The 26,786-nt window shown below is 45.5% G+C and carries 20 protein-coding genes; 8 read left to right on the plus strand and 12 right to left on the minus strand.

The window, feature by feature from the left end; translation table 11 throughout:
- Positions 1 to 355 precede the first annotated feature (355 nt).
- The 6 genes from ABS362_RS18470 to ABS362_RS18495 form a co-directional block, all read right to left on the minus strand.
- Positions 356 to 2,761, minus strand: coding sequence for a prolyl oligopeptidase family serine peptidase (locus tag ABS362_RS18470; protein ID WP_350414404.1), 2,406 nt, complete (start codon positions 2,759 to 2,761; stop codon positions 356 to 358).
- 111 nt (positions 2,762 to 2,872) lie between these two features.
- Positions 2,873 to 4,540 carry an amidase gene (locus ABS362_RS18475; protein WP_350414405.1) on the minus strand — a complete coding sequence of 556 codons (1,668 nt, stop codon included), beginning with the start codon at positions 4,538 to 4,540 and terminating at the stop codon, positions 2,873 to 2,875.
- A gap of 187 nt (positions 4,541 to 4,727) precedes the next feature.
- A complete protein-coding gene (locus tag ABS362_RS18480; protein WP_350414406.1) occupies positions 4,728 to 6,284 on the minus strand; it encodes a RagB/SusD family nutrient uptake outer membrane protein in 1,557 nt (518 codons plus the stop codon).
- A gap of 12 nt (positions 6,285 to 6,296) precedes the next feature.
- A complete protein-coding gene (locus ABS362_RS18485) occupies positions 6,297 to 9,524 on the minus strand; it encodes a SusC/RagA family TonB-linked outer membrane protein (RefSeq protein ID WP_350414408.1) in 3,228 nt (1,075 codons plus the stop codon).
- Between the two features lie 655 nt (positions 9,525 to 10,179).
- Complete coding sequence (locus ABS362_RS18490) at positions 10,180 to 10,890, minus strand: hypothetical protein (RefSeq protein WP_350414409.1); 711 nt, start codon at positions 10,888 to 10,890, stop codon at positions 10,180 to 10,182.
- Positions 10,881 to 11,693 (minus strand): MOSC domain-containing protein, encoded by an 813-nt coding sequence (locus tag ABS362_RS18495; RefSeq protein WP_350414411.1) that lies wholly within the window; start codon positions 11,691 to 11,693, stop codon positions 10,881 to 10,883. The genes ABS362_RS18490 and ABS362_RS18495 overlap by 10 nt, the downstream gene beginning before the upstream one ends.
- Positions 11,694 to 11,820: 127 nt before the next feature.
- On the opposite strand from ABS362_RS18495, the gene ABS362_RS18500 reads away from it, so the two are divergent.
- Both ABS362_RS18500 and ABS362_RS18505 read left to right on the plus strand, forming a co-directional pair.
- Positions 11,821 to 12,711 carry a TraB/GumN family protein gene (locus tag ABS362_RS18500; RefSeq protein WP_350414412.1) on the plus strand — a complete coding sequence of 297 codons (891 nt, stop codon included), beginning with the start codon at positions 11,821 to 11,823 and terminating at the stop codon, positions 12,709 to 12,711.
- A 20-nt stretch (positions 12,712 to 12,731) separates the two neighbouring features.
- Positions 12,732 to 14,690: a M1 family metallopeptidase gene (locus ABS362_RS18505; RefSeq protein ID WP_350414414.1), complete on the plus strand. Its 1,959-nt coding sequence runs from the start codon at positions 12,732 to 12,734 to the stop codon at positions 14,688 to 14,690.
- Between the two features lie 755 nt (positions 14,691 to 15,445).
- Here the strand turns inward: ABS362_RS18505 and ABS362_RS18510 are convergent.
- Positions 15,446 to 15,793 (minus strand): TM2 domain-containing protein, encoded by a 348-nt coding sequence (locus tag ABS362_RS18510; protein ID WP_350414416.1) that lies wholly within the window; start codon positions 15,791 to 15,793, stop codon positions 15,446 to 15,448.
- A gap of 17 nt (positions 15,794 to 15,810) precedes the next feature.
- Positions 15,811 to 16,152 carry a DUF2752 domain-containing protein gene (locus tag ABS362_RS18515; RefSeq protein WP_350414417.1) on the minus strand — a complete coding sequence of 114 codons (342 nt, stop codon included), beginning with the start codon at positions 16,150 to 16,152 and terminating at the stop codon, positions 15,811 to 15,813.
- A 76-nt stretch (positions 16,153 to 16,228) separates the two neighbouring features.
- On the opposite strand from ABS362_RS18515, the gene ABS362_RS18520 reads away from it, so the two are divergent.
- The 6 genes from ABS362_RS18520 (at position 16,229) to ABS362_RS18545 (ending at position 20,967) form a co-directional block, all read left to right on the plus strand.
- On the plus strand, positions 16,229 to 17,683 hold the full coding sequence (locus tag ABS362_RS18520) for a PQQ-dependent sugar dehydrogenase (RefSeq protein ID WP_350414419.1): 1,455 nt from the start codon (positions 16,229 to 16,231) through the stop codon (positions 17,681 to 17,683).
- 10 nt (positions 17,684 to 17,693) lie between these two features.
- Positions 17,694 to 18,053, plus strand: coding sequence for a c-type cytochrome (locus tag ABS362_RS18525; protein ID WP_350414420.1), 360 nt, complete (start codon positions 17,694 to 17,696; stop codon positions 18,051 to 18,053).
- Positions 18,054 to 18,084: 31 nt separating this feature from the next.
- Entirely contained in the window at positions 18,085 to 18,291 is a 207-nt protein-coding gene (locus tag ABS362_RS18530) for a YgaP family membrane protein (protein ID WP_350414421.1), read from the plus strand.
- Between the two features lie 68 nt (positions 18,292 to 18,359).
- Positions 18,360 to 19,661 (plus strand): hemolysin family protein, encoded by a 1,302-nt coding sequence (locus ABS362_RS18535; protein ID WP_350414423.1) that lies wholly within the window; start codon positions 18,360 to 18,362, stop codon positions 19,659 to 19,661.
- A 70-nt stretch (positions 19,662 to 19,731) separates the two neighbouring features.
- Entirely contained in the window at positions 19,732 to 20,397 is a 666-nt protein-coding gene (locus ABS362_RS18540) for an energy transducer TonB (RefSeq protein ID WP_350414424.1), read from the plus strand.
- 21 nt (positions 20,398 to 20,418) lie between these two features.
- Positions 20,419 to 20,967, plus strand: coding sequence for a dihydrofolate reductase family protein (locus tag ABS362_RS18545; RefSeq protein WP_350414426.1), 549 nt, complete (start codon positions 20,419 to 20,421; stop codon positions 20,965 to 20,967).
- A 93-nt stretch (positions 20,968 to 21,060) separates the two neighbouring features.
- Here the strand turns inward: ABS362_RS18545 and ABS362_RS18550 are convergent, their stop codons facing one another.
- The 4 genes from ABS362_RS18550 to ABS362_RS18565 all read right to left on the minus strand — a co-directional run bounded on the left by ABS362_RS18550 (position 21,061) and on the right by ABS362_RS18565 (position 26,530).
- Positions 21,061 to 21,258, minus strand: a complete 198-nt coding sequence (locus ABS362_RS18550; protein ID WP_350414427.1) for a hypothetical protein — start codon at positions 21,256 to 21,258, stop codon at positions 21,061 to 21,063.
- A gap of 301 nt (positions 21,259 to 21,559) precedes the next feature.
- A complete protein-coding gene (locus ABS362_RS18555; protein WP_350414428.1) occupies positions 21,560 to 22,825 on the minus strand; it encodes a DEAD/DEAH box helicase in 1,266 nt (421 codons plus the stop codon).
- Between the two features lie 122 nt (positions 22,826 to 22,947).
- Positions 22,948 to 23,769 carry a sulfite exporter TauE/SafE family protein gene (locus ABS362_RS18560; RefSeq protein WP_350414429.1) on the minus strand — a complete coding sequence of 274 codons (822 nt, stop codon included), beginning with the start codon at positions 23,767 to 23,769 and terminating at the stop codon, positions 22,948 to 22,950.
- A 202-nt stretch (positions 23,770 to 23,971) separates the two neighbouring features.
- Positions 23,972 to 26,530, minus strand: coding sequence for a lamin tail domain-containing protein (locus ABS362_RS18565; protein WP_350414430.1), 2,559 nt, complete (start codon positions 26,528 to 26,530; stop codon positions 23,972 to 23,974).
- Positions 26,531 to 26,786: the final 256 nt, after the last annotated feature.

A 26,786-nucleotide genomic window follows, 5' to 3' on the forward strand; every position in this document is an offset into this window, starting at 1 on the left:
TACTTCTCCAATTTTCACGAAAAAATCAGTGTTTAAACGCTTTATTACGGTAATTTAATAAATCAACCAACCAATATATATTTACTACCTATTATAGTTCCGCCAAAACGAACTTCTTACTATAGTTATATTTAAAAATTACAAATATAGATTTTCTCAGAAAAACTTAATAACTACTACATTTAACCCATAATATTCAGGATTTATCATACACCTTCTGTTATCTTCTTTAAAAAGTATCCCAGGCTTTATTAACCTTAACTTTGCTGTTGCGAGGCAAGACACATAAATAAAGTGCAAAAAAAATACAGATGTAACAATCTGTATTTTTTTTCGTTTAAGGCTTTTTATTTTTTTACTTATCCTTCAGGTTCTCTTCAAACAGTTTATAGATCCGCTTATACTCATCGGTCCAGCTGGCTGGTTCTGTAAAGCCGTGGTCTTCAACAGGGTAAACGGCTAGTTCCCAGTTATCCTTCCCTAACTCTATCAGGCGCTGTGTCAGTCGTACAACATCCTGGAAATGCACGTTGGTATCTACCATGCCATGGCAAATCAGCAATGCCCCTTTCAACCCTTCAGCATAATAAATAGGAGAACTTTTAGCGTAAGCCAGGCTGTCGGTTTGTGGAGTGTTCAGGATGTTGGAAGTGTAGCCGTGGTTGTAGTGTGCCCAGTCTGTTACAGAGCGTAAAGCAGCACCGGCAGCAAACAAGTCCGGTTCTGTAAACATGGCCATCAAGGTAATAAAGCCACCATAAGAGCCACCATAAATACCGATCTTTTTCGGGTCAACGTTATATTTATCAACAAGCAGCTTGGCACCGTCTACATGGTCGCTCAGGTCTTTGCCTCCCATAAACTGGTAGATGCCTGTACGCACATCGCGGCCATAACCTGCACTACCTCTATAGTCAATATCCAGTACGGTATAGCCCTGGTCTACTAAAAAGTTATGGAACATATATTCCCTGAAATAGCTGCTCCACCATTTATGTGCATTCTGTAAATAACCGGCACCGTGCACAAATATCACAGCAGGTCCATTCGCTTTGGCATTCTTTGGTTGATACAGGCGTGCATACACATCGGCACCATCTTCTGCTTTAAAAGAGATCACTTCCGGTTCTCGCCAGTTGTAAGCTTTAAACTCTTCGGTCAGGGAATTAGTGATCTGGCGTGGCTTGGCTCCTTTCTTGTTCTCCATTACAAACAGCTCCCATGGCTTATTGCTATAAGAGTAACGGAAGGCCAGCATCTTCTCATCCGGTGATAGAGTTACTTCGTAGGCACCTGGCTGGGTTGTAAGCTGCACCATGGTACCGCCATTCACGGGCATTTTGTAAAAGTGCTGTTCGCCTGGGTGTACTTTGTTCGCTGTAAAGTACCAGTGCTTCTTGTCATCCGATAGCTGCACATCCGACACTTCGAACTTACCGCTTGTCAAGGCTTTTTTCTTGCCGTTTTTAACATTTACAGCATACAAGTGCGAATACCCGCTTTCTTCCGACTGAAACCATACCGATTCATTATCAGGCATCCAGCCAATATCTCCGGTGCCATAGCCAATACCAGGTCCGTTTATCCAGGCATCATCGTGCTGACGATCTAACAGGTTAAGCTTACCGGTGGCCGGGTCTAAGGAGAGTATCCAGCGGTCTTTGTTATCAGCAGAGCGAGCTACAACTACAGCATGCTTTCCGTTATCAGACCAAACCGGGCCATAGATAACAGTAGCGCGCATTTCAGCTTTTTTGGTTTTAGCATCAGTTCCATCTTTAGCTATAGTTGCTTTTTTGTTCTTCTCCAGTAGGTATGAAGGCACGTCATATATACCTTCCACATCCTTCATACTGATTGCATAAGTAGAGTCGCGATGGGTATCGTACACAAAGAACTCGTATGTGCTTTGCGCATCGCCTACTTTTGTGCGTGTGTTTATGTCTTCGGTGTAGCCAGATGATGTCACGAAATCCGGCACAATAGCCACTTTCGCATTCTTTGGCCTGCTGATCAAATTATAGGTAATAAAGCGCTCATCCGGGCTCAGCACCACGCTGCTTACCTGCTTGTCATCGATATAAATATCAAGCGGGCGGCCTGGGGCATCCGTTTTCTGCTGTTTTTTAAGAGCTGCTTTATCGGCTTCGCGCTCCTTAACTATAGTTAGTAAACCAAGCTGCTGGTTCCGCAACCAGGCACGTTGCGGGTCTTTGTCTTCGCCTTCCGCCTGCTTTTTCCCTTTTCTGAAATCGGTGAGCTGGGCTAACTGGCCATTGGTAATACTCCACGAATACAGGTTATTATCTTTCTGGAAAGTTACTTCACGCTCATCAAATGTAAAGTTCGGGTTGCTTTCGCGTTCTACGGTGTTGGTCACCTGGGTTACTTTACCGCTTTTTATATCCAGCAAAAAGATATCGCCATTCTTCTCATACACCTTCTGTGTTTCGGCATCGTTGTATGTCCCGTAAGGTGACGGCAAACTACGGCGCTCTGCTGCTGCTACTTTTTTAATGTCCTTCCCTTTAGCATTTACCGCATAAAGCGAATCTTTACGGTTAGCATCAGGGTTCCAGTTAAAATATATCTTCTTACCATCTTCTGACCAGAAAATATTGCTCGGCGAGGTCCCGATCCATTTCGGGTCGCGCATGATCTTCTCTATGGTTAGCTCGCGGGCTGGTGTCTGGGCCTGTACTGCACCTGCTGCCAGCATTCCGAAAAGAGCCGCAACTATAGCTTTACTTTTAAAAAACATGATGTTATAGTTTGTGTAGGGTGGTTTCAGGTTCAAATTAATGCAAAAGTCCCGGTTTCTCAAGTTTTAGCCTGCAAACCGGGACTTTCTATAGTTAGCATCTATAATTTACTATTTTTGAGCCAGAAAGGCAGTCGGGTGCTTTTCTTCGTGTGGTGTGATATCCTGGTATAGTTTGGCCAAGGCAAGCAACTCCGCTTCTCCAAATAGTTTACCTATAAACGTTATAGTAGTAGGCATACCATTTTTCTGGAAACCATTTGGCACTACCACGCATGGGTGACCTGTCAGGTTTGTAACTACCAGGTTACTGCTCCCAAACGACGGACTGATATACACATCGATGTCCTTCATTTTTTCCTGCATCTGTTGCACCAGCAATGTCCGTACACGCTGTGCCTGCAGATACTCTACTGCCGGTATAAACCTACCGGCCCTGAAAATATTTGGCCATGCGCTTTTATGTTGCTGCTTCAGGAGGCTGTCTTTTCCGTTACGGGTAAGTTCATCAAAAGCAGCTGCTCCTTCTACCGATATAGTCAGTATCAGGTCATTAACCGGCAGGTCAGGCAACTCCATTGGCACCAGTTCTATTCCTGCTTTCTTCAGATCTTCCAATGCAGCCAGGTCATTTTCTTTAAAGCCATATTTCCCTTCAAAGTCTTTCTTCAGATACCCAACGCGCAGTTTCTTCGGTTCTATTTTCTTGTTATAGTTGAAAGGAGCATTGTAAACAGAAAGGTCTTTCCCGTCAGGCCCATAAATGGAATTGAAAACTATAGCTGCATCTTCTGCAGAGCGTGTTATCGGGCCAATCTTGTCCATCGACCAGCTTAATGCCATAGCACCATGGCGGCTAACTCGTCCAAAGGTTGGTCGTAAGCCTGTAGTGCCGCATGCTGTAGAAGGCGAAACGATAGATCCAAGTGTTTCGGTACCGATGGCATAAGGTAGTAACCCGGCTGCAACTGCCGCTGCAGACCCAGCCGAAGAACCGCTTGAACCTTTGCTCAGATCCCAGGGCGATCTGGTTTTGCCACCGTACCATACGTCTCCCATTGCCAGCGCACCCAAGGTCAGCTTCGCTACCAATACGCCGCCTGCATTCTGCAATCTTTCAACTACTGTAGCATCCATATTTATTTGCTGGTCTTTGTATGGTGTTGCTCCCCAGGTTGTTTTATAGTTCTTAGTAGCCAGCAGGTCTTTTACACCGAACGGGATACCATGCAGCATACCCTTATACTTACCAGCCTTTATTTCCTTATCAGCCTGCCGTGCTTGTTGCAGTGCCAACTCTTCTGTAAGCGTAGTTACACACTCCAGTGTCGGGCCGTATTGCTTCAGCCTTTCCAGGTAAAATTTGGTAAGCTCTTCTGATGTGATCTGTTTAGACCTGATAAGCGACGCCAGCTGTGGAATACTATAGTAAGCCAGATCTTCACGGTTTGCGGGTAGCTTTACTTTCTTTAGTTCTTCGATCTTAAACTTCTCCTGCTCTTTTGGCCATTCATACCCTACCGGTATCGGGTTAAATACGATGGCAGGCGCTACATCATTTGGAAGCGGCACTTTCCTGATTCGCTCATAGCCTTCTTTAAAGTCTTCCAGTTCAGAAGTGGCAGAGTCAAGTTGGGCAGTCGTAAAATTTAAGCCAATCAGCTTTTGTGCCTGCTGTAGCATGGGCACAGTTATCTTTTCGTCTGCCAGTTTGGTTGCAAATGCCCCTAAGCCAAAGCACGAAGCAGCTAGTATTGTTAGTTTTACTTTATGGTTCATAGGTAAAATTTATAGTACAAGATAAGCATAACTATAAAAGCAAACTATAGTTGACCAGGTGTTTATAGATCGCTTAGAACTCCCAAGAGGCTTCACTTCAATTAAAAACTATAGTTATCGGAAAGTAGAATGCATAAAAAAAGGGCCACTCAGTTGAGCGGCCCTTTTGTATTCAAACTAATTCTGATTAGTCGTTCAGTACTGGGTTGTTAAGTACTTCAGCCTGAGGAATCTCGAATGTTAATTCATCTGAATCCCATGCAAAAGTCTCTCCAGGGAAGAACAAGTGGTTAGTACCTCTTGTTACGTTAAGCTTATTACGCTTAACAGCCAGGTAAGCTTTTCCTTCACCCCACATCTCGATACGAGTCTGAAGAATAATTTCGTTAAGTAGAGCAGGAGCAGTTAAGCCATCCAGGTATGCTTCATAAGCATCAGGACCTGTTGTTGCTTCGCTACCAGCTATCTCAACTATTCTTTTCGACATCAACATCATCAGAGCATCTTTTGCAGCATCCACGTTACCAAGTCTGGCGTTAGCTTCAGCATTCAAAAGGATCATCTCTTCAATACGCATGTACACATAGTCAGTAGTTATTTGTCTCTGACCACCTGCTTTTCTACCTAGATCGAAGAACTTGTAAAGCGGACGACCAGAAGTTAAACTGAACTGGTTTCTTCTTAAGTCATCTGTACGGATAGAAGCCTGCAGGCCGTTATCGATCGTTTTAGGGTCACCTGCCCAAGCGTAGCTATAGGTATAGTAGTCTACCTGTCCCCACCAAGACACAAGGTCAAGGCCGTTAGCTAGTGTAAGGTCTACACCCCACATCCAGCTTGGAGTAGCTACGTTGTTAAAGCCAGACTGTGGGTTTGTTAATACACCATTCGCAATCTTACCATACAACTCGCCTTCATTTGTAACACGGTAACCAGCTGCAGTCATAACTTCACCGGTCAGTTCAACTACTTTCTGAAGGTCAGCATTTGTACCTCTTGCAGATAGAGCGTAAGATAACAAGCCTTTTGCTACGTTAGCATCAACCTGATCTTTTGTCAATCTGTTGAAGTCGCTCATATATTCGATCGCCTGTGTAAGGTCATCAATTATAAGATCATAAACTTCAGCAGTAGTTGCTCTTGGCTGGTTAGGAACCTCTGTGTTTGTGTATATAGGAACAAGCTTTTCAGAGCCAGTGCCATAACCTGGAGCATACAGCTGAGATAGGTAGAAGTATGCGTAAGCACGCATTGCTTTTGCCTGACCCATGATGTGACGCTGCTCGCGCTTATCTTCTCCATCCAGATTTGCATCAGTACCACCTAATGCATCAATTACAGTGTTAGCACCGAAAATGATACGGTAGTAGTAACGCCAAGGCATGTAACCTTCGTTCTGTGTATAGTCTTGCGTGTCCTGGTATCTGGCAACACCAGAGTACCATCCGTAAGTAACACCTGCCAGAACCATGTCAGAAGATAGCATATCCATATAGATATCCCAGCTCTTCTGGCCAAAGTCATCGTGGCTAAGGTTTGTACCACCTGTACCTGTGTTGTACATAGTAGAGTATAAACCAGAAATGTTACCATTAAGCAAACCCGGGTCAGTTTTAGCCGCTTCAGCAAGCTGCTGCGGAGTAATTTCGCTCCCTGAAGGCTTTACGTCCAGGAAATCTTCGCTACAACCGCCCAGAAAAAGCGAGAATACGGTTGCACCTATTATATATAAATTTTTCTTCATGATAATCAGAAATTAAATTTTGATTCTTAAGCCTGCAGTGAAATTAGATAATGGAGAATATCTGTATGTGCTAGAGCTACCTGCTTCATCAGTTGAAGGGTTGAAGCCTTCACGGGCAGTATGAATCCAAAGGTTATCACCAGATACCCAAACAGACAGACCACCTACACCATACTTGCTAACAAAGTTTGTTGGCAGTGTATAGCTCAGACGCACGTTGTTTAATACCATGTAGTTCGCTTTTGTTAAGAAACGAGTAGATGGAGAGTTGAAGTTCGGATTGAACTCGTTGTTCAGAAGAGGTACATCTGTAACATCTCCTGGCTTCTGCCATCTTGCCATGATATCCTGGTGCCAGTTGTTAGAACCAGCAAGGTCATTGTGCATTAACAGTGCATAAGCTCCATCGTAAGCATAGCCACCGAAGCTATAAAGCATCTGAGCGCTCAGGTCAAAGCCTTTGTAACCAGCTGACAGGTTGAAAGCACCACGCACATCAGGAATAGCAGACTTACCATTATACTTCAGTGTACCATCTGCATATTTCTTAGTAGTAGCCATTTTCAGGTCACCTCTGTTTACATCAGGGTTCTTATCCAGGTAATCTTCTAAGTTATCAATACCTTCACCATCAGCTTCGTCGTACGCACCATTACCATTTAAGTCATTGTAAGTCACATTCCACATTGGCATACCATCAGCCGGGTCTACACCAGCCCACTCACGCATGTAGAAGTCGAAGATTGAATGGCCTTTACCCCATCCAAAGTTACCTTGTGGGTCAATCGCTTTGTGCTTACCTGTAGTAGGCTCGATAGGCATTTCAGTGATCTCGTTTGTGAACTTCTCACCATTGATGTTCAGGCTTAAACGGTAGTCTTTGCCTTCAAACACATCACCAGTCAGGTCAAACTCGATACCTTGGTTACGGAAGTTACCATCGTTCACCTGGATCAAAGCATAACCAATTGAAGGTCCTACTCTTCTGTTGAAGATAAGGTCAGTAGTGTTTTTAACGTAGTAGTCAATTGAACCTGACAGGTATTTGTTCAGTTCGAAATCAACACCAGTCTGGAACATTTTTGAAGTTTCCCAAGTCAGATCAGGGTTACCTTTTGTCTGGAAAGAGAAAGCTGGGTTATCGTTCAGGTTGTCTATCTGGAAGATGTCGTAACCTGGGTAGTAACCTAAACCTGCCTGATCACCCATTAAACCATAGCTAGCTCTTAACTTTAAAGAGTTAAAGATGCTCTGATTAGCCATAAAGTCTTCGCTAGAGATCATCCAGCCTAAACCAACTGAGCCAAATGTACCCCACTTGTTATCTCTGATGAATTTAGAAGAACCATCTCTACGGATAGTACCTGCCACAAAGTATTTCTTGTCGAAGTCGTAGTTCAACTGAGCGAAATAACTTTCAAGGGATCTCTCCAGTGTACGACCGCTTGAAGGGTTCTGAACGATTGCGTTGCTCAGGTCTTCAATGTTAGGATCTACCAGGTTGTAACCAGAAGCAGTTAACAAGTTATTTTCATAGTTGTTAGCTTCGTGCGCTGCTAGAGCTTCTACATTATGTGAGCCAAAAGACTTGTTGTAACGCAACAGGTTTAACACGTTGTAGCTCAATGCATCTGTTCTCTGGTGGAATAAGCTACCATTCTGTGAAGCTGAACCACCATAGTACTTGTTACCTTTGTTTAGAAACTTGTTATTGTAGTACTGCGCACCTAATCTGTTCTCAAGTGTTAGCCCTTCCAGGATGTTAACGTTTAAGCTAACATTACCATTCAATTCGTTACGGTTGCTTCTGTTAGTATCGTAAGTTGCATCAGCAATTGCGTTTGTAAGCGCACCGAAACCACGGTCAGTACCATAATCGTACTGGTTGCCACCAAAGATAGGATCAGAAACGAAGTTACCTTCACCATCTCTTAAGAACAGCGGGTAGATAGAAGGAATGTTGTCATTAAACCAGAAAATGCTACCAGAGTCAGAGCTCTGACCATTGTTGTTGGTTTCTGATCTTGCGTAGTTGAAGTTAAATGCACCTGTCAACCACTTGTTGATTTCCTGGTTAACATTTAAACGTGCAGTTAAACGCTGATAGTCAGAGTTAATGATATAACCAACATCGTTCAGGTAACCGAAAGATGTATAGTAGTTAGTTTTACCACTAGAACCACCGAACTTAACGTTTACTTCAGAGCGGTTAGAGTTCTGGAAACCATAATCTTCCCACTTCTCAGGAGTGTATTTTCTTGTAACACCTGGTCTTACTGTTCTTGTAACAGGGTCGATCAGATCAGCTACATCTTCAACATTCCACATGTTATAAGCAGGATTGATACCGTACTGTGGATCGAATAAGTAGAAGTTAGCCCAAGCTTCAGGATCATCTTCGTAAGCTATACCTTCGTTGTATAAAGACTCCCAAGTTAAGCCGATGTATTGCTCCGGCGACTTGATAGTATTGTAACGAGGAAGTAATGCTACGTTTGTACCGAAGTTAGCATCAGCCTCTATGTAGTTCTTTTTGCCTCTACCAGTTTTAGTAGTAACAACAATTACACCGTTAGCACCTCTTGAACCATAGATAGCAGTTGCTGCAGCATCTTTCAACACTGTAGTTGCCTCGATATCTGAAGGGTTGATAGAGTTAATGACACTTTCGTCCTCTACAGGAACGCCATCAATTACGTATAATGGATTACGGTTACCGTTAACAGAACCAATACCACGGATACGCACCCGACCTACTGTACCCGGCTGACCACTTGTGTTGATAACTCTAACACCAGCAACCTCACCAGCAAGGGCAGAAGTTACGTTAGCTACCTGCTTGTTCTCTAGTCTTTCAGCACTTACAACTTTTGCAGTACCAGTAAACGATTGCTGTGTTGTAGTAGAATAACCTACAACCACAACTTCAGAAAGGGTTTCTGAAGCCTGGCCAAGCTGCACGTTAATGGCAGATTGGCTACCTACAGCAACCTCTTTGCTATCGTAACCTACATAACGGAACTCAAGTACAGCGTCGTTTGATGGAACAGCGATCGAAAACCCGCCATCAATACCAGTGGCTGTACCAGTGGATGTACCTTTTACCAAAACAGTAACGCCTGGTAAACCCTGACCTGTTTCCTGGTCAGTTACCTTACCCGTCACTGTTCGATTTTGTGCCAGCACTTGTACTACAAGCGCAAACACAAAAATGAAACTGAGCAGTAAACTCTTCTTCATGCTAGAATGTGTTAAATGAATAGTTATAGATTAGTTTGTGTACCAAATATAGTCAGACCTCCTGTATTTCAAAATACTTAATCAGTTATTTAAAATATTTTTTAATTAAATGTAATTATTTATGCAATTTTTATGATTTATCAAATCACCATTCACAAGATGTTATTAATCATTCACATCAAAGTTTAAACATCTTACTATAAATCAGTTGAATGTGAATTTTGCTTTCATCATAAAATACATTCTTATTTTACTGAAGCGGTAAGCTAAACTATAAAGCGATTTGCAATCAAAAGCACTTTAATGGAATAGTTACATTAATCTCTGCAGCTTTATATTCAGATGGTTAAAGCGATCAACCTAATCGGAAAGAATAACAGCCTTTTAGGAAGGGGGAGTTGAGAGGTAGATGCCCAGCAAATTTTTGCAGTCTTATATATATAAGGTGTAACCTGCAGTACCTGATCAATTTCGGCAGCAAGAGCCGATCTCTTTGATATGCTCCAGCGTTGCATTACTTTTCGCAGCAGTGGCGATAGCACCCACACCCATAAGGCAACTATAATAACCGCTCTTATAACTATACTATAGGCTGTGTTATACACTATAAGATCAAAGTACACGCTTGCAGCCAGGATACACAAGACACTGATAATTAACAAAGGCAGGAACCGCTGCCAGGCTCTTTTTTTTTACGTGGCAAAACAGTAACTGCTTCAGCAGCGGTATTAGAGTAAGCATTAAGATCGATTTTATGTTGCTGCTTTTTAAGCATAGCAGGTAAGCGGCCAGCCAGCCAGCCTATAAAAATCCCCATCAGCACATGCAGGCCAATGTAACCTATAACTATATAGAGGACATAGTCGCCTTCGGCAAAGCCGGCTTTTTTAAGAATATAGTTTACAAACCCGTGCGCCACCTGGTACAGATCGGCACCGAACATGACAAGCATTACCACCAGCCGCTGTAGCGCTGACTGCAATTGTGTAAGCACGCCCAACAACAGGCAACTCAGTTTAAAGTAACTTTTAGCCTGAAAGAGCAAATACCCTAAACTCCCTTGAATAAAAACAGCCAGGTAAGCACCCGGCGGTGTATGCGGGCTCAGGATTCCTTTGACCAATATGACCAGCACTGTGGCTTTAAGAATGGCTTTACGGGAAGGGCAATGATGCGCAAGCAAACTGATACAGAGTACGGCAGCCCCGCCAACAAACAGACCAGTTCCGGGCAAATGAAGCGCGTGAAGTACGCCACCTAAAAAAGCTTCGCACATAGCCCAGAGTGCTGTTATCCGATAAAAAACATTTACGTTTTGAGGAATAGCAGTATCAGCTACTGATGGCCGGGACATTACTATTTCCATAGCTGTACCTGCACCTGATCGCCAACCTTAATTTTGCCATTGCCTTCATGCACCAGATTCTGCCCGAAAAGAACTTTATTGTTTTGCGTACGATATGTTGCCAGCGTTCTTAGCGGCTCTTCTCCTTTTATACCTGTCTGTTGATCCACGGTGGTAAGTACACAACGCGCGCATGGCTTGGCAGCCCTGAAATTCACCTCTCCTATAGTAAAGGTATCCCATAGGTCTTCGTCGTGTGGCTGGCCACCGGTAAAAACGATGTTCGGACGGAAGCGATTCATGGGCACGGGCTTAGCCAGTTTGGTGTTGAGGTTATTCAGAGCCTCCTGCCCTATTGTTAAAAAGGGATAGGCATCGGCAAAGCTTACCACTTCTTCCTCAAAAGCATAGGTAGGGTCAACTATACGGCGGGTGTTTTCGGGCATGTATACCAGCCGTGCAAACATACCAAGCGCTTTCGAGAACCACATCGTTACTTCGCCATTCACCTCGCGGGCGGTACAGGTATCGTCCCAGATCGTAACTGAAACTTCTTTGCCTTCTGCCTGCTCAAAAGGTATGAGAAGTGGCTCCAGCAAACCTTGCTTATGGCTAACCAGTAAGCCGTTTGGTTGCAACTTAACCTGCAACAGCGCCATTTGGGCAAATTTGCGCTGCGACAGGAAACCGCCCTTTTCATCTACCAGCATCCAGCGCCTGTCGTGTTGTAGCCCACGCTCCTGAACTTGTGCCTCTTGCAGACTTATACCGCCCAACGATTTTATCGGGTAAATGTAAAGGTTGCTTACTATGTAGGTTGTCATGCCTGTTTGCTGTGTTAAACTATAAAGTTTACTAATTTCATTATTTTTTTACAAAGGTATTCGGGTTCAGGTATATATATTCATACTATTAAAATATTATCTTTACAGAAGAACTAATTTCACCCTTATGAGAAAATTATACTATCGCCCGTTTTTAGTGCTTTTGCTGGCATTATGTATAACTGTTCCTTCGCTTGGCCAGGCTCCAGCAGCGCAACCCAAGGCATTGCTCTGGGAAATCAGCGGCCAGGGGCTAAGCAAACCATCGTACTTATTCGGAACGATTCACGCTATCTGCCCTGAAAATTTTAATATGCCTGAAGTTGTAAAGAATAAGCTTGCAAACACAGAGCGCCTGTCGCTGGAAGTGGATATGGATGCGCCTAACTTTATGGTAGAGTTGCAACAGGCCTCTATATTACCGAACGGAAGCTCGTTACGCAGCTTTTTTTCTGATGCAGACTATAGTTTGCTGAACAACCATTTTAAGCAGACTCTGAAAATAGATTTGGCCCAACTGGACCGCATGAAGCCTTTCATGCTACACTCCATGTTGTTGTCGCAGTTAACACAGTGCCAGGCAGTATCGTATGAGCAAAGCCTGATGGAAATTGCCCAGAAGCAGGGAAAAGAAGTAATTGGCCTTGAGACCGTTAGCGAGCAGCTAAGCGCGATAGATGAGATGCCGGCCAGCGTACAAACTACCATGCTGACCAATATGGTGAGCAACATGGATGAAGCCCGCCAGAGCTACCGCGACATGGTGCAACTGTACCTGCAACAGGACCTTGCCGGACTGGATGCTCTGGCGAGAGAAGAATATAATGATGAAGAATACAGGGAGTACGAGCAGGCTTTCCTGGTGAACCGTAACAAACGCTGGATACCGGTTTTGGAACGCGAAGCCCGCATACAGCCTACTTTTTTTGCTGTAGGCGCCGGTCACTTAACTGGTAAAGACGGTTTACTGGAACTGCTTCGTAAAAAAGGATATACTGTGCTGCCTGTAATGAGATAAACTATAACGTTGCGCCAACTATGAAACAGATTATCCTGCTGATGTCACTTTGCATTAGTACCTTACATATTGTCACGGCGCAACCACAGTTTAAAACACAAGCACAACACACCTGCGCCGATAGCAGGTTATTGGGTACAACCCGCATGGCTGTTGCCACTCAGCAGCACATGCAGCTCATGAATATGTATGATGTTACCTTCTATGGTCTTGACCTGGCTCTGGAGCGAAACAGCGCATATATAACCGGAAGCGTAACCACACATGCCACTGTAAAATCCAGCCCGCTTTCTGTTTTTGCTTTTGAGCTGCACCCCAGCTTTACTATAGAATCTGTAACTATAAACGGAGCCCAGCAAAGCAATTTAACCCGTAATGGCAGCGATGTATCTGTAAACCTTAGCACTATAGTTGCTGCCAAAAGCAAGGTAGTAGCTGTTATAAACTATAGCGGTAACGCCCCAAACGGTGGGAATGCTGCTATCGGTAATGGATTTAATACGGCCCGCGTAAGCCGGTGGGGAAACGATGTGACCTGGAGCCTGAGTGAACCATATGCTGCTTACGAATGGTGGCCAACAAAACAGGTGCTTACCGATAAAGCCGATTCGGTGCACGTAGCCGTTACCACCAGCGCTGAGAATAAAGTTGGCTCAAATGGCTTACTGACTAACACGCTAAACCTGCCCAACGGCAAAGTTCGTTACGAATGGGAAAGCCGCTACCCCATCGATTATTACCTGATCTCAGTGGCTGTGTCGGATTATGATGAGTATGTGCAGTTCGCGAACCCGGCCGGTGCTGCAAAGCCAGTTCCGGTTGTAAACTATATCTACAAAGGCTCCCTCGACACCTATAAAAACCAGATCGATTTTACGCCTCCGCTGATAGAGCATTTTTCAGAGCTGTTCACGCTTTACCCGTTTGCTGCAGAGAAGTACGGCCATAGTATGGCACCCATTGGCGGCGGCATGGAGCATCAGACCATGACAACCCAAAGCACGTTTACCTTTACTCTTACTGCTCATGAGCTGGCCCATCAATGGTTTGGCGACAATGTTACCTGTGCTTCGTGGCAGGATATCTGGCTGAATGAAGGATTTGCGTCTTATGCGGAGTACCTGGGTCTGCAACATTACTCTGCCGATGCCGCCCAGAGCTGGATGACCGATGCACACAACAGGGCAAGATCCGCTACACAAGGCAGTCTGCGCGTTCCGGATACCACAAACGTAGGTCGCATTTTTAACTATAGTTTGACCTATAAAAAAGGGGCTGCTGTGGTGCATATGCTGCGCTACGAAATAAATAACGACGCCCTCTTTTTTAAAGCATTACAGAACTATCAAATAAAGTTCGGTAGTGGAACTGCCTCTACCGCCGACCTGCAACGGGTAATGGAACAAACTACAGGCAAAAAACTGGGTTACTTTTTTAAGCAGTGGTATGAAGGCGAAGGATACCCTGTTTTTAACGTGGCCTGGAATCAACGCGACAGGAAAATGGTACTTGTATCGGAGCAGGCAACCACAGGTAAAACGCCCTTTTTCAGAACAGATATTACCTACCAGGTACAGACCACATCCGGCACCGAAACGTTCAGGGTAAGGCAAACCAAGCCAACGCAACAGTTTGTTTTCACTGTTGATGGCGAAGTGCTGGGCGTAACCATGGACCCTGAGAACTGGATACTGAAGGAGGTAAATCAGATCGTTAAAAACAGCAACCTTCCTGTGCCAGACTTTGCACCTATTGTATCTCCTAATCCCGTATCTGGCAACTTTGCAACTATAACCGACCTGAATTTTACGCCAACAACCGTCGTGATCTTCGACCGCATAGGTAGAAAAATGGGCACGCAAACTATAGTTCAGCAGGAAAATATACAGCTACAAGTATCGACCCTGCCGGCAGGCTTATACTTCGTTCAGTTCTCGGACGGACAGCAAACCCGACAGGTGAAGTTTGTGAAGCTATAGTTCTATAGTTGCTTTAATTCAAACACCCCCAACCCCTCAGAGCTACGCTCGCTACCTTCGAAATGTCTTCTCAGTAGTCTAAGACGGGGAGCTTTTCTGCTTTTTACTTTGTCATCTCGAACAGCGAGAGAGATCTGGTACATTTAACCCACCCCTGCCCCTCCCGAGAGGGGAATTTTTGCCTTTGGTATAGTTAGCATTATAGTTCTATAGTTACAGTCCAAGATTCGGACAGGTCGCGACCTGTCCCTACGGAATTACAACCACGATAAAATTCGAAGCTTACCGGTTCAAACTATAGATAGGTGGTTACTATGCGAAATATCGCAGTCTTTGGGTTGAGCGCCTTGTGAATATCTGGTGCCGAAAGGCATTGCGAGGCACGAGCAAAAGAGATTCGCACAGCGCGATGCCCGAAGACGGGGCCTCCCGGCCGTGAGGGCACCAAAGCCTGACTGAAACGATAGATAAGTAAAGCTCCCAGGATTAGAGGTGATTTGAAAGGATAGCTTGGGTTCGGATTGCAGTAAAATCGAACTATAGTACAGAAGCTAGCAGGAGCTGCGCACATTGCTAGGTTTTACAATAGTAGGACGTATAAGATTTCTCACAGCTACGCTGGCTCTCTTCGACTCTCGTTTCGAGAATGCTCAAAATGACAAACCAGAAATTTATCCTGGCATTTAAGTTAAATCACAAAAAAGCGCAACCGGGATATACCAACTGCGCTTTTTTGCAACTATAGTTTCACACAGTTAATATCTTAACATAGCTTTAACTGTCTGTGCTTCTTTTACATTATACTCATAGGTCAGGCGCTTATAATTTATAAGATCCAGGATAGTACCTACGAAGCAAAGACCGCCGGTAAAAAGGTATAGCAAACCCATCCCGATCTGACCCAGGTAAAAGCGCTGCAAACCAGCTATCAGGAAGAAGCCAACTATAATAAGGATAAGCACCTCCTGTGGTTTCTTGCGACGGGCACGGTAAATGTTGGCAAACTGCTGCATTTCGGCATAGGGCATATCTCCCAGCATTTGCTGCACAAACTGTAATTCATCCGGCTCCAGTTCGGGCATCAGATCGAGTATTCTTGACATAGTATAGATTGTTTAGATTAGTCTGGTACACAATAATAACAGTTGGCCTTTTTACTCTGGCACTGCAGGTAAAACAATTTACCACAACGGAAAACCAATAAAAGCACAGCCGGGATACCTATCGGATGCGCCTGCCACGACGCTACAATCTCACCCCGGAACAGCCACGCTATAGCATGACCGAGTCCGCAGCCCGGGCACCATTCCAGCACATAACTGAACGGGCAAAAGCTAAACAAATGCGCCCCATCAGGATCCATCAGGGCCATTGCCAGTAAAGCGGCTATCCAGGCTAAAGCTTCAGGCAAATACAAGCTTTGCTTTGCGGATACTACAGAACGACCGGCAGCTTTCAGCATCTTTTAACTTAACTGGTTTTAGAAGCGTAACCAACTATAATTCATTAAATATTAACAAAATAAATTAATATTCAAAATGCAGCTATTGTTCCGCTCTGCCATACTTCTTCTTATCCTTGTTTCGGTAGCCGGGTGCTACCGGATGCGCTCCTCAAACGGTGGTGCCCAGGGAACTAACCTTATTACAGACAGACCTCTGAATGCTGCTGACATTGAATTACCTGTCGGGTATAAAGCTGAAGTTATAGCCAGTGACCTGACTTTCCCGACGGATGTCGCGTTTGACAATGCAGGCCAGGTGTATGTGATAGAGGCAGGCTATTCGTATGGAGAAGAATTTCTGGAGCCGAAACTGATACGGATTGCCCCGGACGGTAACAAAACTATAGTTGCAACTGGAGAAAAGAATGGCCCCTGGACGGGTATTACCTACCATAACCGTAACTTTTACGTAGCAGAAGGCGGCCAGAAGAAAGGTGGCAGAATTCTGAAGATAACGGCAGACGGAACTATAACGGTACTTGTCGAGAACCTACCAAGCCTTGGCGACCACCACACAAACGGGCCGGTTGCAGGCCCTGATGGGAAGCTATATTTTGGCATTGGAACAGCTACAAACTCCGGTGTGGTTGGCCCCGACAACTATGACATGGGCTGGCTGAAACGTAACCCTGATTTTCACGACATCCCCTGCCAGGACATTACCGTAACCGGACAGAATTTTACAAGCACACATCCCGAAACAAATCAAACTATAACTACAGGCGCTTATCAGCCTTATGGTACTGCTGTTAAAGAGGGACAGGTGATACAGGGCGCGCTGCCGTGTTCAGGGTCTGTGCTTCGGATAGATGCAGATGGCGGAAATATGGAACTGGTGGCCTGGGGTTTCCGGAACCCGTTTGGGTTGGCCTTTGCACCGGGCGGAAACCTGTTTGTAACCGATAATGGCTACGACGAGCGCGGCAGCCGGTCGGTGTGGGGAGTAGGCGATTACCTGTGGCAGGTACAGCAAGGACAATGGTACGGCTGGCCCGATTTTGCCGGCGGCCTGGCTTTTAACGGAGACCGGTTCGAGACACCATCCAAAGAAGCTCCGAAACCACTCCTCACACAACATCCCAACAAACCACCACATCCTGCTGCCACCCTGGGCGTACATTCGTCATCAAACGGACTTGATTTTTCTACTTCGGCATCTTTCGGCCACCCCGGCGAAGCGTTTATTGCCCAGTTTGGCGACATGGCCCCTAATGTGGGCAAAGTACTGGCGCCTGTCGGGTTTAAAGTGGTCCGGGTAAATGTTGCAAATGGCGTAGTTACCGATTTTGCGGTTAACAAAGGAAAAAAGAATGCGCCGGCATCTATGTTAAAAACCGGCGGCCTGGAGCGCCCGGTGGCTGTAAAATTCTCGCCGGATGGCACTGCACTTTACATAATAGATTTTGGTGTGATGCACGTTAAGGATGGCAAAACCACGCCGCTGAAAAACACAGGTGTAATCTGGAAAGTGACCCGCAACACACGCTAAACTATAAACTATGAAAATACTGCTATACACAATACTGATTTGTTTATTTTTGATCGCCTGCGGAACTGCCAAGCGCGGCGAACCCGCCTACGCCCCTGTTCATGCCTCTGAGCCGGCTATTGCGCAGGGGCAGGTTGTATTCAACACTTTTTGCACCAAATGCCACCCTGGCGGCGAAGCTGGTCTGGGGCCGTCTTTTAACGATAAACCATTGCCGGGTTTCCTGATGCGCTTCCAGATACGCAACGGGCTTGGCGTAATGCCGGCATTTAAGGAAGAGGTTATTTCAGATAACGACCTCGACAACCTGATCGCGTACATTAAAACTTTACGCAAGGCAAAGAATGACAAAGCTGTGCAGGCTCCGTAAGAATAAAGCATAACCTTAAAATCTAAAAGCTATGGAATGTAATGTAGGATTAACAGAACAGAAACTGCGCGTACTGGCAGGGTTGGCCCTGATCGGATTCGGGGCATATTATAACACCAAAGCCTTGGCCGCTTTAGGCATTATACCTATACTAACCGGCATGATCCGTTATTGTCCCATAAATCAGGCGATCGGGTACAATGGCTGCACCAGTAAGAAGGTAGAAGACTTTACCTGATCACCTAAAACTATACTTAAACCTGAACCCACCCATCAGCCAGCGGGGCTGCCACTTTACTAACAACTATGGAGATCATCATTATACTTATACTTACCTTACTGAATGGCTTTTTTGCTTTATCCGAGATCGCGCTGGTATCAGTAAAACGGAGCCGGATAGAGCAGAAAGCCGCCCAGGGCAGCAGCAGCGCAAAAGATGTTTTAAAACTACTCGATGAGCCTGAGAATTTCCTGTCGTCGGTGCAGGTGGGTATAACCCTGATAAGTATTGTAGCAGGTGCGTATGGTGGCGCTGCCTTATCTGAGAAATTCACGCCGGTGGTGGCCAGTATCAGTGCACTCGCCCCTTATGCCGAAGAGATCTCTATTGTAGTTATAGTTGGCCTCATCACGTATTTCACGATCGTTATCGGTGAGCTTATTCCTAAAACTATTGCCCTTAACAACCCTGAGCGTATTGCCCTGGCAGTAGCTCCTATCATAAAAGTCTTTACCAAGTTTACTTTTCCGCTTGTTAAATTACTTTCCGGTTCTACCAACCTGGCCATAAAACTACTGGGCATTAAACAGGATAAAAGTGGCGCATCGCTTACGGAAGAAGAACTGCGCCACCTCATAAAAGTGGCTGGCCGCGAAGGGGTGCTCGAAAAAGAAGAAGAACGCCTGCACGACAACCTTTTTTACCTGTACGAGCAACGCAACCGCAGCCTGATGACCTACCGCACCGAAGTAGAATGGCTCGACATTAACCGGCCAATTGCAGAACTCCACCAGATCATCCTGCAAAGTGCACATACCAAGTTCCCGGTGGGCAAAGGCACCCTGGATAATATTGTAGGCGTGCTAGCCGTAAAAGATTATTTTGAACAGGTAGATAGACAGGGCGTGCTGCTACAGGATATACTAAAACCACCGCTTTTTGTGTCGGAGTCGATGTACGCGATGAAAACGCTGAAAATGTTCCAGCGCAAAAAGCAGTACCTGGCATTGGTCGTTAATGAGTTTGGAGCTGTGGAAGGCTTGATAACCCTGCACGATATTATGGAAGCTATAGTTGGCGACCTGCCCGACGTGGACGAAAGCGGCGACCCGGAGCTTTTCCGGCGAGAAGATGGCTCTTACCTAGTAAATGGCGCCATGCTGGTACGCGAACTTAACCGCGAACTTGGCCTGGAACTGATACAGGAACAGTCGGAACGCTATGCAACCCTGGGCGGCTTTATTCTTTACACCCTCTCCAAAATACCGAAGGTAGGCGATACTATAAAACTGCGCACACACGAACTTGAAGTAATAGACATGGATGCCAGCCGCATAGATAAGGTGCTTGTGAAAGCAATTCCAACCGCACCAGAAGCAGCTGTTTAAACTATAGTTTGTTGTAAAATATGAATGCCAGGAAAGTATTATCTTGCGATCATACTTTAGCCAACTTTATATGAAAGCAATTTACTCCCTGCTTATTTGCCTGTTAACTTGTTACGCAGCTTACGCGCAAGTCAATACACCTGACCTCAAAACGAAAGCTATTAAAGAAAAGCACTCCGAGTACACCTTACAGTACAACGTTCTACAGGAAAACCCTGCTATAAAACACGGCCCATATACTATGACCAGCCAGAACTGGAGATGTGAAGGCAACTATGAAAATGGGAAAAGAAGCGGCGTTTGGGCTTTTTATGGTTGGAACGGCATGACGGACTATAAATATGATTTCACTAACAACCAGGAATTACAGTCCAAATCACTTGTTAATGAATTAGAGGTGTATGAGAATGGAGCGTACGTAAAAATGGAAGTAGGCAACAAACCGTTCCTTATTGGCGGCGAAGGCCGTATGCTGGCTTTTATAGTTAAAAATTTAAGATACCCAAGCCAGGCTTTCCGTGCAAATGCCCAAGGTTTGGTAGTTATTACTGTTGAGATAAATGAGGCCGGCGAATTAACTAATTCCGAAGTAAACCAATCCGCAGGTCATGGTATGGACGAAGAAGCATTACGTGTGGTGCGTTCGTTACCAAACGAATGGATACCGGCCATGATAGATGGAAAACCCGTAAAAAGCAAACACCATATTCCTGTTCGTTTCTCAATCAGAAGATGATCTAAACTATAGTTTGCAAGTATGAGAAAGCTGATACTATACATTGCCGCCAGCCTGGACGGCTACATTGCCCGCACCGACGGAAGCTTTGACTGGCTCGAGCACGAAGCCTTTGCCTTAGAAGGAGAAGACTATGGTTACAGCGACTTTATGCAGACTATAGATACCACACTGATGGGGCACAGCACCTATAAAGCTATCCTGGGGATGGATATGCCCTTTCCGTACACCGATAAAACCAACTATGTTTTCAGCCGATCAAGCCATGAGGATACGGAACAGGTACAATATGTAAATGATGACCCAATAACGTTTGTAAAGCAGTTGCAGCAACAGCCAGGCAAAGACATCTGGCTTATTGGCGGCGGACAACTGAACACACTTTTCTTTAATGCCGGAATGATTGATGAGATCATACTGACCTATGTGCCCTTTGTGTTAGGCAAAGGCATACCTTTATTTGCACCTATTGCCACCGAACAAAGGTTGCAGGTAACAGAAACCCAAAATTATAAAAACGGATTTGTGCAGCTGAGATTAAGCCAGGCAGGAACTACAGGAGGGGCATAAAAACCAAAACCACTCAGTGTAAATACATGGTGGTTATTGGGTTAGTAGATTGATGGTATTGGTTCCTGCAAATTAGCAGGTAATGTGTTTCGCTTACAGGCAGCTCTGACCGGGGGCGGTACCCGGACCATTATCAGATTTCATATCAGGTGTTTGGTCCTGGCGCAGTCTGTTTCTTTCTTCCGCTTCTTTTTTGTGCTTGATGCGCTCTTCTTCAAACATCGGCTCCTGTAGCGATTCTGCATAGCTCCTGCTTACATTAATGCTGTCATCCACAGTTCTTTCATTCATATCTCCTGTGTTGTAAAATATCCCATCTAAGGGCTTTCTCCTATTCCTTCTCATCACGTCCTCCTTTCAAATTTGTGCAATAAAATACCGCACCTGTTGGTTAGTGTATAATATGTTATACGATACAAATACAAGGTTGTGCAATTAAAATCAGGAAATCGTACCATAATCATTTTACCTATAGTTTACATTTAAGCACAAAACTATAGATCGGGCTAAACCTTTATCAGCTACAGATAAAAAATAGCCTGCACAGATCACGACTGCACAGGCTATTCATGTTGGTAACTATAGCTGTGGTTTACTTCTTTTTCTTTGCTTTCGCCTTGGCCTTTTTAGCTTTGGAAGCTTTTATTTTTTCTTCGGTTTCTTCCGCTTCTTTTATCAGCGATTTCCAGTCGTAGGTGGCCGCAGCGCTGAAATCTATAGTTGCTTCGTAGTCTTCTTTATCAACTGTAAGCACTTTAATCTCCTTGGTCAGGTATTCCTGTATCTCTTCCAGAATCGGTTTCTCTTCGGGTGCACAGAAGCTGATAGCAATTCCTTTTTCGGTGCCACGGCCCGTACGGCCTACGCGGTGTACATAGTTCTCAGGCTGCTCCGGCAAATCATAGTTCACTACATAATCTACGCTTGGTATATCTATGCCGCGCGCACTCACATCGGTCGCGATCAGCAGCTTTACTTCGCCCTTTTTGAACTGGCGCATTACTTCAGTGCGGTCCTTCTGCTCTTTGCCTCCGTGTATGCTAATCGCTCTAATACCCACTCTGTCCATGGCTGCAACTACACGTTCGGCGCGCACTTTAGTACGCACAAAGGCCAGTATTTTTTTGTCAGGATTCTCGTTTACCACCCGCTCCAGGAAAAAGCGCTTATCATCCATATCCACGTACATCACCGAGTGGTCTACGTTTTTGGCTACAGGGTCTTTTGGCGATATCTGGATACGAACCGGCTTATTAACCAGCGAGTAGGCAAGTTCTTTTATCTTTTCGTTGATAGTAGCCGAGAAGAATAGCGTCTGGCGCTGCCGTGGCAACTTGGAGATAAGCTGACGAATGTCGTGTATAAACCCAAGGTCCAGCATGTGGTCGGCTTCGTCCAGTATCAGCACTTCTACGCGGTTCAGTTTAATGTAGCCCTGACTTACCAGGTCAAACAAACGGCCCGGTGTAGCAACCAGTATATCAATTCCTTCTTCCAGCTTCGCGATCTGGGGCCCTTGTTCCACACCACCAAACACACTGAATGTATTTACGCGGGTGCCCTGGCCAATTTCGTTAAACACTTCCGTTATCTGCAGCGCCAGTTCGCGGGTAGGCACCATCACCACGCATTTAATACCATCGTCGCGGCGGCGGTTTTTACTGAACTGCAGCCTGTCGAGAACCGGAATAGCGAACGCTGCCGTTTTACCGGTACCAGTCTGGGCAATGGCCAGCACATCCTCCCCTTTCATAATGGGCGGAATGGCTTTAAACTGGATGTCGGTTGGCTTTCGGAAGCCCAGCTTACTCAGGCTGTTCTTTATTTCGTCGGATATGCGGTAATCTTCAAACTTCATGCTCGTGGTATCTATATGTGGCCCTGCCTGTATTTACGGCTTTACCAACATACAAAGGTACGGCTAATTGCTGAAATGTAAGTTCTATTAATTCTGAAGGGTTGCTCAACTATAGTTGGCGTTTAACTTTTCCGGATAACCCATTCCTGCACGGCAGTACTCAGTTTTTTAAAGTCGGAGCCGCCGGTGCCGTAGGTGTCGTAAGCAAATTTTATGATGATGCCTGTAACCACTATCAAAAACAAAACACGTACAAACCCGACGCCCCGTTTTAGGGCGGTACGCGTACCAAGCTGTGAACCAATTACACTGCAAATGGCCATCGGGATAGCTACATCGTACAGCACATGTCCTTTGTAAATAAAGTAGCCCAGTGCCGATAAATTAGTAGCCACATTCACCACCTTAGCTGCCGCCGATGCTGCCAGGAAGTTAAACCCGAACAAGCCTATGAAAATAAAGATGAGAAAACTGCCGGTGCCCGGCCCGAAAAAGCCATCGTAAAAACCAATGGCAGCGCCTATCAGCAATCCGTATAGTTTTTCTTTTGCATCCGTCAGTTTAGGGGCGTGCAGCGAGCCAAAGTCTTTTTTGATGAAAGTATAGATCGCCACTACTATTAACAGGACAAGAATTAATGGCTTAAGCAGGTCGGCATCGATGTGACTTAGCGCGCGGGCTCCCAGGAACGAGAACACAAAAGCCGCCACTGCTGCCGGAAGAATTGCCCAGTAATTGATTTTAACGCTGCGTACATACTTTACCATAGCCGAAGTTGTACCGGCTATACCGGCAAACTTACCTGTACCAAAAGCAGTCGGTAAGGGCACACCTGGCAAAAACACCAACAAAGCCGGTAACTGTATAAGGCCTCCCCCACCTACCACCGAATCAATAAAGCCTGCCATAAACGCAAACAGGCACAGGTAAAAAATATTCTCCACCGATGTAAAATTCTGAACTACAGAAAAAAGTGGCGCAAGTTAAGGGTTAAATTGATGACAAGAACTAAGATTTTTAAGATTTAAAAGATGATAGGATCAGGCTGCACCTGGCTTAACAGAATTTCAAAATAATATTCAGTCTGGTCTTTCCCCATCAATTATGGTCTAGATAAATCTCAAAATTCATCAAACCTTAAAAGTTTTAGTTCAGACGGCCACCCACCACTACTTTCTCTTTGTGTTCGCTTTTTTCTCCATTCAGGCCAAAGAGTTCTATGTAGAAAACATAATAGCCAATGCCAGCCTTGGAACCATCCTGTTTCAGCCCGTCCCACCTAAAAAAGCCACTTGTGGCTAGCAGTTCGTTACGCACCAGTTTACGGACTTCTCGGCCCTGCGCATCAAAAATTGTAATGTTGACTGTGAGCCCTGTTCGGTTGGTGTTATAGTTTATAGTTGCGAAATCATCAAGCCCATCACCGTCCGGAGAGAAAACCTGTGGCTCAACTATAAACTGCTGCTTTGCTGCTACTCCGACTTGAGTCTGCGAGTTTTTATAGCCCGGCGTGGCAAAAACGGTGGTCGCTGCCGAATGGAAATTAGTAGCTATAGTTGGCCCGTCCAGCCGTATACGTTCCAGCGACACCCCGTTCAGGTCGTCTATCAGGCCATGGTGCATATCCGAACTATAACTGAAGCGGTCAGCAGTTTTTCCGTCGGGTTGCAGCACCACTACCGTACCGGAGGCATCGGGGTAACTGGGCAGACTGGCCATTTTTAAAAACGCTTTATCATTGGCAGCTGGGTAATTTTGTTTTATGTTGTCGGGATTAGATGTTAACACTACATACTGGCCCGGAGCCAGTACATAGTTGGCAGTAGTTATAGCTCTGATATTGCTGATGGTATCGCCGCTGGTGTTGGCCAGTTTCCAGTCTTTCAGGTTAATGTATTTGTCGCTGCGGTTTACCAGTTCAACAAAATCCACGCCGTTGGGTCTTGGGTTAAACAGAACCTCATTGATAACAACATCGCCGGGATCAGGCACAGATGGCAGCGCAAAAGTGGCTGTTAAGGGTTGAGAAGGCAGGTTTCCAGCACAGTCGGTAATTCCGGTAGCGGTTATAGTATACAGTTGCCGTTCCTGCATCGGGCTGGCAAATGTAACTATAACCTCGGTAAACAGTGGCCCCTGCACTTCTACTTTGCTAACAGCTATAGTTGGACTGATACTATAGTTGGCTATGGTTGTGGCTCTGGTACTGTCTAACCGTTCGTTGAACCTTAGCAAAACCTGCGTCGGCGAAATGGCGGTAGCATCAACTATAGTTGGCGGAGTGTTGTCGGGCCGGGAGGCTGCTACGGAGTTGGGCTGTGCTGGCGTGCCTCCTTTGAGATTAACAGAAGCTGTCCAGTTGTCAGAGTCGGCGCAGGGGTTTGTAACGTCTATCATCTCCAGGCTCCATCCGCCTTCGCGCTTGCTGTTGTCTTTATACCAGGCATCGCTATAGTTTACCGCATAGATCAGTTTTCCATCAGGTCGGCGTAGTTGCAGCAGCTCACCAGCATTGTTAAGCCCCGGAAAGTTGCTGATACCTATTACTTTCCCAAACTGTGTAAAATTACTTACCTGCGTGTTGGGCACCACCACCGCATATTCTCCGGGCAAAAGCTGCACGTTAGGTAAAGTGGTGGTTGAGGTTGCATCTGATAATTTTACGCCCTGCAGGTTCAGCACTTTATCGGTTGTAGCGTTGTAAACCTCCATATACTCCTGTACAGGCAGGCCAACTACAGGGGTTTCGTCGGCCATAATTTCGGTTATCAGCAGCTCGTTATAGTTGGGTGTTACAGCAGGTGGAACAAAGCTGAAGTTTCGGGTTATCGGAGTCGTGATGATGTTTCCGTAGAGGTCCTGTAGGTTGGTTATAGTTAGCGAATTGCTGCCGGTGCTAAAGTTCTGCGCAAAAACCAGCCGTACGGTACCTGCTTCGGCGAGCTCAGCTATAATTGGTTTTTTAGTTCCGTTAAGTGTGTAGTTAGCTATAGTCTGGGCCTGTTGCGGCGAAAGCGGTTCGTTAAAGTATAAACGCACTTCCTGTGTGGATATGGTTTGTAGCTCTTCTAAAACAGGCGGTTGCGCATCGATAACTATAAAATCATCAAAGTAAAAGTTCTTGCTGTTAGCTGACGTGTATTTTACCAAAATGCCCAAATAACCTGATCGCTTGTGCGTGGCATCTGTTACCGTTCCCTGGCTAACGAAACTCTGGCCAGTGCCGCTTACATCTATATTCAGCTCCCAGCCATAGTTTATGTTTCGGGTTACGCGCACGCGCACTGTGTTATTGGTGGTAGCTATAGTTCCGTCCTGCCCGTTTATGATCATGATAGCTGTTTTGCCGGCATCTTTGCGGTACAGGCTTACTTCGTCGGCGGTGTTGCCGATGCGCACAAAATAACCGTTCAGGCTGGCTGCGTTCAGATCCGGATTATCAGCTACAAAGTAAACGTCGGTATAGTTGGTAGCGGAAGTTGCCAGTTTCAGGTTTGCCCAGAACTCCCAGGTGGTGCCAACTATTGCCTGCGAAGGTGTAACAAGCTGGAGTGTAGTTCCGGTTACGGCTGGCCCGTTGCTTTGCAGTTGGTTCTGGGCATTGACAATAAAACTGCCCGCATCGCCGGTCCAGGTTGGGTTCTGGGTAAAATTGCCATCAGAAAAAGTTTCCTGTAGTTGGGCAGTGGCGAGGAATGGAAGCAACAGCAGCAAGAGGACTACTAAGCTTCTTCGGTTTCTCTTATTGCTTTGTATAATGTTGGGTCCAACCGCCCCTACTCCTCCATGTCTAAGGAGGGGAGTTTTTATAGCTGCTCTGTTGAGTAAAACAATTACTTTTTGTGTAAACCCTTCTGGTAAAGTTTGTTTCATGCGCAGAAATTGTGGAGAAAACTTACGTAATTTGCAGCCGCATGTGTAACCCAAAGACGCTCAAAGGAGCTTCGCACACTGTAAGATC

The sequence above is a fragment of the Pontibacter populi genome (assembly GCF_040278685.1).
GTDB lineage: Bacteria > Bacteroidota > Bacteroidia > Cytophagales > Hymenobacteraceae > Pontibacter > Pontibacter populi.